Source organism: Cupriavidus sp. L7L (assembly GCF_004353535.1).
Taxonomy (GTDB): Bacteria; Pseudomonadota; Gammaproteobacteria; order Burkholderiales; family Burkholderiaceae; genus Cupriavidus; species Cupriavidus oxalaticus_A.
The window spans coordinates 48562-55667 of sequence record NZ_SMNY01000035.1; the positions used below are offsets into that span (position 1 = coordinate 48562).

The 7106-nt window shown below is 64.4% G+C and carries 6 protein-coding genes and 2 pseudogenes; all 8 read right to left on the reverse strand.

The window, feature by feature from the left end; translation table 11 throughout:
* Positions 1 to 5 precede the first annotated feature (5 nt).
* Positions 6 to 1121 carry an alkene reductase gene (locus E1J61_RS28710; RefSeq protein WP_133097313.1) on the reverse strand — a complete coding sequence of 372 codons (1116 nt, stop codon included), beginning with the start codon at positions 1119 to 1121 and terminating at the stop codon, positions 6 to 8.
* Between the two features lie 96 nt (positions 1122 to 1217).
* A complete protein-coding gene (gene dkgB / locus E1J61_RS28715; RefSeq protein ID WP_133097314.1) occupies positions 1218 to 2024 on the reverse strand; it encodes a 2,5-didehydrogluconate reductase DkgB in 807 nt (268 codons plus the stop codon).
* Positions 2025 to 2191: 167 nt separating this feature from the next.
* Positions 2192 to 2269, reverse strand: a pseudogene (locus tag E1J61_RS38930) (adenylate cyclase); the annotation flags it as partial.
* Between the two features lie 61 nt (positions 2270 to 2330).
* Entirely contained in the window at positions 2331 to 2924 is a 594-nt protein-coding gene (locus E1J61_RS28725) for a LysR substrate-binding domain-containing protein (protein WP_243737027.1), read from the reverse strand.
* Positions 2925 to 2996: 72 nt separating this feature from the next.
* Positions 2997 to 4666, reverse strand: a pseudogene (locus E1J61_RS38935) (Tn3 family transposase); the annotation flags it as partial.
* Positions 4667 to 4792: 126 nt separating this feature from the next.
* A complete protein-coding gene (locus tag E1J61_RS28735) occupies positions 4793 to 5488 on the reverse strand; it encodes a hypothetical protein (protein WP_133097315.1) in 696 nt (231 codons plus the stop codon).
* Positions 5489 to 5518: 30 nt separating this feature from the next.
* Complete coding sequence (locus tag E1J61_RS28740; protein ID WP_133097316.1) at positions 5519 to 5974, reverse strand: toxin-activating lysine-acyltransferase; 456 nt, start codon at positions 5972 to 5974, stop codon at positions 5519 to 5521.
* A partial coding sequence (locus E1J61_RS28745) for a TolC family outer membrane protein (protein WP_133097317.1) occupies positions 5971 to 7106 on the reverse strand: 1136 nt, incomplete at its 5' end. The genes E1J61_RS28740 and E1J61_RS28745, both read right to left, overlap by 4 nt.

The following is a 7106-nucleotide window of genomic DNA, read 5'->3' on the forward strand; positions in this document are numbered from 1 at the left end:
CTCGTTCAGGCTGCGGCTTCGGCCAGCGTGGGGTAGTCGATCAGCCCTTGCGCACCGCCACCGAAGAGCGTGCCACGGTCATGCTGCGCGAGCGGCGCGCCAACGCGCAGGCGCTCGGGCAGGTCCGGGTTCGCGACGAACGGACGGCCGAAGGCAACCAGGTCGGCCCAGCCCGCCGCGATCGCTTCGCGCGCGCGTTCCGCGGTGTACTTGCCGGCATAGATCAGCACGCCGGGGAACGCTTCACGCAGCTTGCGCTTGAATGCCGCCGGCATCAGCGGCGCATCGTCCCAGTCCGCTTCCGCGATGTGGAGGTAGCCGACACCGAGATCACCAAGCAGCCTGGCCGCGGCAAGGTATGTCGTTTCCGGATCGTCGTCGACGCAGCCGTTCAGCGTGGTCAGCGGCGCGAGGCGGATACCGACGCGCGACGCGTCGCCCGTGCCTTCGACCAGCGCCTGCGCGACTTCGCCAAGGAAACGCAAGCGGTTCTCCAGCGACCCGCCGTAGGCGTCGGTGCGCGTGTTGGCATTCGAGTCGATGAACTGGTTCACCAGGTAACCGTTCGCGCCGTGCAGCTCGACGCCGTCAAAACCCGCCTCGATGGCGTTGCGCGCGGCGGCGCGGTACTGGTCCACGACTTCGCGGATCTCGTCGACGGTCAGCGCGCGCGGCGCGGAGGCCTGGACGAAGCCGGGCGTGCTGCCGTCCTCGCCGGCGATGAACACATTTACGCCCTGCGCCTGGATCGGCGACGACGACACGGGCTGTTGCCCGCCAAGCAGGCTCGCGTGGCTCAGCCGGCCCACATGCCAGAGCTGCGCGAAGATGTGGCCGCCGGCGGCGTGCACGGCATCGGTCACCTTGCGCCATCCGGCCACCTGCGCGGGCGTGTGGATGCCGGGCGTCCATGCATAGCCCTTGCCGAGCGGCGCGATGTAGGTGCCTTCGCTGACGATCAGGCCGGCCCCCGCGCGCTGCGCGTAGTACGCGGCCATCAGCGCATTGGCCTCGTCGCCGGGCTGGCTGGCGCGCGAGCGCGTCATCGGCGGCATCACGATGCGGTTCGGCAGCGTCAGCCCGCCGAGTTGAAGCGATTGAAACAGCGGATCCTGGGTCATGGTGCGTGTGCTATCGGATCCGCGGCCTGCGGGCCGCGGAGGGATCTAGGAAAGACGGGACGAAGAAGGACGGAACGAAAAACGGTCGCTGCGCGTTCAGTCCCATTGCGGCGCGAGGCCGTCGGGGCTGACTTCGCGGCCGCTGCGCTCGAGCGCGGCGATCTGCGCCATGTCGTCGTCGCTCAGGCGCAGCGTCTGCGCGAGCAGGTTGCTGGCGAGGTTCTCGCGCCTGGTGGACGACGGGATCACCGAGTAGCCGAGCTGCAGCGCCCAGGCCAGCACGACCTGGGCCGGCGTCGCCTGGTGCCGCTGCGCGATCGCGCCGATCACCGGGTCGCCAAGCACCTTGCCGTACGCCAGCGTCATGTACGACGTGACGTGGATACCCTCTTGCTGCAGGAAGTCCACCAGCTTGCGGCCCTGCAGATAGGGGCTCAGCTCGATCTGGTTGGTCGCGATCGCGTCCTTGCCGACCGCGGCGATCGCCTGCTTTGTCAGTTCGATGTTGAAGTTCGAGATGCCGATCTGCCGCGTCAGGCCTTTTTCCTTCGCCTCGGCGAGCGCGGTCATGTAGGCCTCGAGCGGCACGCCGTTGCCGGGCGCCGGCCAGTGGATCAGGGTCAGGTCGACGTGGTCCGTGCGCAGCTTCGCCAGACTTTCCTCGAGGCTGGGCACGAGCTTGTCCTTGGCGTAGTTGCCGACCCAGATCTTCGTCGTCAGGAACAGGTCGTCGCGGCGCACGCCGGAGGCGGCGATCGCCTCGCCCACGTCCGCTTCGTTGCCATAGATCTGGGCGGTGTCGATTGCGCGGTAGCCGAGTTCGAGGCCGTTGCGGACCGAGTCGATGACAACCTGGCCTTGCAGGCGGAACGTGCCGAGGCCGAAAGCGGGAATATTGCGCATGGTGTGCTCCTTGGAAGGGACCGGTTTGATCTGGAGGAGATTCTGCCGGTGGAAACTGATGAAATAAACGCCGTTACTGGACAAAAATATTTGATTTCAAATCAAGTATTGATGCCGCCCGTATTGATGCCGCCCGGAACGGATTCGAATCCGGTCAAGGGCGCCGTTCAGAGGGCGCGCAGGCTGCCTTCGAGCCGGTAGAAGTCCAGCGACGGCGCGGTAAAGAACGAACGCGAAGTACTGCTCGGCAGCGGGAGCCCCGCGCGAGGGACGCCGAACTGGACGGAGCGATGACCTTGCCGAATTTCAGGATTGCCGCGCGGCCCACGGCCTAAGCCACCACAAAGCGCGGATCCAGCCGGGCCAGCGCGAAGCGCGCGTGTGGGTGACGAACGCCTTGAGCAATATCGACGGCGACCGCTGCGCCGAAAACAGCACGGAAAAGTCCGTCGTCAGCAACGGTTCGAACATCCGGAAGCAGACGCCGGTGCCCTTGTACTCGTGCGCGGTGATCGGATCGATCAGCGCCACGCCCAGCCCCTCCTCCACGAATGCGCAGATGCTCCAGGACACCTGCGTTTCCACCTGCACATTGCACTCGATGCCGTAGGAAGCGAACAGCGCATCGATCTGCAGCCGGGAATCCAGCACGCGCGGATGGGAGACAAAGCTCTCCCCCGCCAGGTCCTGGGGCCGGATCACTTCCTTGCCGGCCAGCGGGTGCCCGGCCGGGATGGCGCAAACCATCCGGGTCGAGATCAGGCGCTCGCCATGCGTGCTGGGGTGGTTCATCGACAGGATCGCAAAGCCCACGTCGCAGCGCTGCTCCGACACCATGTTCACGACCGTGCGCGAAGAATGCGGCAGCATGGTGATGTGGGTCTGCGGGTGGTCCTGCATGAACGCGGCGGAGCGGCCGTGAAAGATTCTTTTTTTTGGCACGTCCATAACGGCATGTTATAGACTTGCCGCATGCCGGAAAACCGCAATGTAATTGTCCGCCACGTGCCGGTAGACCACCGCGCCCATCTTGCGGTACCGGTGGTGGTAGCCGGCCAGCAGATTGTTGTCGTAGAAATCGTACTGGGTGCCATCGGCCGCCACCGTCTTGCCATCGCCCCAGTGCTTGGGCAGGTCCAGTCGTAGATAGAGCTCGATCAGCTCCCGCTGTGCGGTCTCCAGCCGCTCGAGGCTCAAGTGCCGCCGGTTGACGAACGACATCATGTGTGGCGTGACTTTGTCGCCCATATGGCGCGCCGCCTGGGTCGGCCCGAGATTGCAGCCCATCGCGAAGATGGTCAGCAAGTAGCGCTCGGCAGCGTTACGAATCTTGGGGTCGCTACCACTGAGCGGGCCGAAATGCCGCGTGAAATGTGTCCAGTGTTCGATATTGGCCAGAACGTCCAGCAGGTTGCGCACTGGCATGCGCTTCATCAGCGGTTTCTGCAGCGCGACTGCGCTTTCCGGGACGATGGTGGCCGCGGTGCGGCGCACCACCAGCTCGCCCGCTTTGTTGATGATCACATGCTCGGACTTCTCGGGGAACCGCTCATCCAGTTGACGAGCCGTGTCCGAAAGCCTCTGACGCAGCTGGGCCACGAAGCCGGCGCTGCTGGCGGGCATGCCGAACTTCTCGCAGTAGTTCGGCAAGCGGTGTTCGCACTCGCGCCATGGCAGCAGGTGATCGCGGTAGTCCGCAAATGCGTCGGAGCCGGTCACGCACAGATCGCCGCTGCGCAATTCCTTGGCCATATAGGACAGGACGCAGAGCTCGAGATAGCGACGATTGGTCGGGGCGCCCAGTTCGATCGGACGGCGCACCAGCTTGCGCCAGCGTTCCGAGGAAAAGCTGAGGTCAACGTCGACGGCAACCCACTCCCGGTGCAGCGACTCGTTCTCGAACACTCGTTTCCAACGCCGTCAGCAAGGTCTGCGATTGCGTGGTCGATCCCCATGCCAGGGCGTGCGCCAGGCGCAGCAGGACGGCCCGGTGCGCCTTGAAATGCCGCCACAGCAACGGTGTTGTATGCCGTCTGGCGCTGATTGAATTCCCGATTGAGCAGGCGGTCCAGCTGGGCCTTGTCATCATCCGTCAGGCGTCGCGCGACGCGCCGGAACAGAGCTGTTTGCGTGCGCGCATGGACTTGCTCCGCAATCGAATCCAGCGTCGAGAACGACGGCAATTCGACCTGCTGCTGGATCAGGCTGTCGATGGTGGCATTGATGATGTCCACCGGCTGATCCACGACCTCGGCCGCCTCCCGTGCCGCACGCACGGCGACTTCATTGGCGTCGGTGCCGTAGTAGGACTGGATGCCAAGAAACTCGCGAATGGTGGCGTAGTGCCGAAACAATGCAGGAGATCTGGCTCTGTCGTAGCCAAAGTCGACCTCCGTGCCGATGCCTGCGCTAACCCGGACGTGCTCGATGATGGCCGTGGGAATGGAATCAAGATTTGGGAAGTGGTGCATCTGCTGAAAGACCTTCAGCAGCACCAGTAGGCCGAGTCGCGTGGACTCCCCCCGCGCATTGCGTCGCCCCCACACCAGTTCCTCGACGTCCGGCGTATAGCAGGCCTGCAATTCCGCTGTCGAAAAGACCTTGGGAAAGCGCGGATAGGCGGTGCGTTCTACGTTGGCCATGCCGGACTGAGATCTCCAATGGGCCGGCCACTGTAGCGGAAGAGTCGCTCGAGAGACGGCGCCGTTTCTTTTAACAATTGGATATTTGGATGTGGCCCCCGCGTACGCTCCGCGCAAGGCGTCGAATCAGCCTGCAGAGCGATAGCGCTGCATCAACTCCGGCATCGTCGAGGGTTCGGTACCCGGGAGGCCAGCGGCCTGGTGGAGGCGGAAAGCTTGCGTCACATCGCACTCGACGGGAAACACCGGGACACCTTGCGCCAGCATCCAGATCAGGTGGTGGGCGCCCTTGTCGACCACGGCAAACCAATAGGTCTGCGCCCCTTGCAGATCCTGTGGGCGCCGTCGCAGGCGCCGAACATCCCGCACGCGCTCTGCCATATGGCGCAGGCATTGAACCTGCGGAAGTGGGATCGGCATCCGTGCAGAGTCACGGCATTGCGCGGCGGCTTCTGTGAGTTTTGGGTCGGTGAGCCAAGTAAATGGAGGCTCTTCCAGGAATTGCCGATACTGGAATCCCGGCTCTTGTTGCCAAAGCGTCATGAACCGAGAAGCCTCGACGAACACGACGGCGCGGGCGGCATCCTGGGAAGGGGCTTGGCCCGCCAGCCGCAGAACAATTTCGCCCGCGCTCGTGCTAGGCAGGCGGAACAAGAGGGCCGGCACGGCGCTGCTCGTATCCGTCCCGATGTCCAGCGAGGCTTGTGGGCCGCCAAGGGGCTGGGCTTGTACGGTCGCGTCCGGCAACCGGTGGGGAACTGCCGGAGCCGATACCGTGCTTCTTGCATGACCGCTTCGTCTTTCGAGAACAGGTTCTTGCATGATAGTTGCGCGGAGGGATGACACAGGCAATTACAGCGTGATGACGTTCATCGAGGAAGCCGTCTCTGGGGCTACCTGATGAATCGCCTTGCCTGCGAGCGCTGTTTGCTTCAGATCGGCCAGCACCTCAGCAGCGCCATCATAGGGCGCGATCAGGTCGATCAGGATCACCTTGTCGCCCGATTTCCAGTCGCCGGGGGCGAGGTGGAATGGCGGCCTGACAAATCGCTCTAACACTGTCTCGGACAGGTAAGCCCATGTCACGAACGCGGTAGGCATGTCGCCCTTCATGTAGAGCTTGGCCTGCTCCAGCACGAGCGGCGGCATGACACGCCATTCCAGGTCGGCGAAGAAGGCATGCCGAGTCGATGGATTGTTCATCATCAGCCAGGAGACAGGCCCCAGCAGGGGGATCTTCTTGACGACGCGCTGAGCCTGCTCGGCGGCGAACTTTGCCAGTTGCTCGGTGTTCGTAGGAGTTGTCATTGGGTTCTCACTTGCGGTGATTGGGTGGCGTTCGATGCGGCTGGCATGGCCGGCACCGCGGGTGTGGTTTGACTGGCATCCTCGGTCAGCAAGGCATTGACGGCAATGACGTCGCCTTCTGCCAGCGTGCCAGCGGCCGATTTCAGGCGTAGCCCCTGCAGGATGGTGTCGTAGCGCGCCTTGGCCAGGTCGCGCTGTGCGGCGAAAAGCTGCTGCTCGGCATTGAGCACGTCGATGTTGACGCGCGTGCCGATTCGGTAGCCGATCTTGTTGGCATTCACTGCATCCAGGCTCGAGGTGACCGCCGAGGTCAGCGCCGCCAACTGCGACAGGCCGCTGGTAACGCCGCCGAAGGCCTGCCGCGCCAGCGTGGCCGCCTGGCGCCGCGCCGCCTCCAGTTCCGCGCGGCTCTTGTATCGGTTGGCAATGGCTTCCGACACCCGGGAATTGACCGCGCCGCCCTGGTAGATGGGAATGGTCAGCTGCAGGCCGATGGTGCCGGATTTGACCCGATTCTCGATGTCGGCCGGCGAGGTCATGGACCCCGACGTGTAGTTCCGGCCATAGCCGGCGGTGAAATCGAGCGTCGGCAGATGGGCCGCCCGGTTCTTTGACACTTCCTTCTCGGCCACTTCCACCGCAGCCAACTGCGTGCGCACTGCGGGATTGTTCTGGCGCGCGTTGCCCATCCACGCGCCAACGTCTGCCGGCTCGGGTGCGGGCAGGCTGACATCGGCCCGGAGGCCAGCCAGCGGGTCGGGCAGTGCCCCAATCAGCTTTTCCAGCTCAGCCTGCCGGGATTCCTTGTCGTTCAGCGCCTGCACCAGCTGAGACCGCCCGAGATCATGTCGGGACTGCGCCTCGTACACATCGGTGATCGTTGCCTCGCCCACGTCGTAGCGGCGCTTGGCCAGCACACGCTGCTGTTCCACCGCACGCAGCTGCGCCTTGGCGACCGTTACACTGTCGCGTGCCGTCAGCACGTCAAAGTACGCCTGTGCCGTGCGCAAGATCAGGTCGCTCTCGGCCTGCGCAAACTGCGCCTCGGCCTGCTCGACTTGCGCGCCAGCTTGCGCGATGCCAATCCAGTTGGCGACGCGCACGACCGGCTGCGACAGCTGCAGGTTCCACG

Coding starts and splice junctions, on each gene's coding strand:
- E1J61_RS28710 (WP_133097313.1), bottom strand. CDS start 1,121: ATGACCCAGGATCCGCTGTTTCAATCGCTTCAACTCGGCGGGCTGACG.
- dkgB (WP_133097314.1), bottom strand. CDS start 2,024: ATGCGCAATATTCCCGCTTTCGGCCTCGGCACGTTCCGCCTGCAAGGC.
- E1J61_RS28725 (WP_243737027.1), bottom strand. CDS start 2,924: ATGCAGGACCACCCGCAGACCCACATCACCATGCTGCCGCATTCTTCG.
- E1J61_RS28735 (WP_133097315.1), bottom strand. CDS start 5,488: ATGCAAGAACCTGTTCTCGAAAGACGAAGCGGTCATGCAAGAAGCACG.
- E1J61_RS28740 (WP_133097316.1), bottom strand. CDS start 5,974: ATGACAACTCCTACGAACACCGAGCAACTGGCAAAGTTCGCCGCCGAG.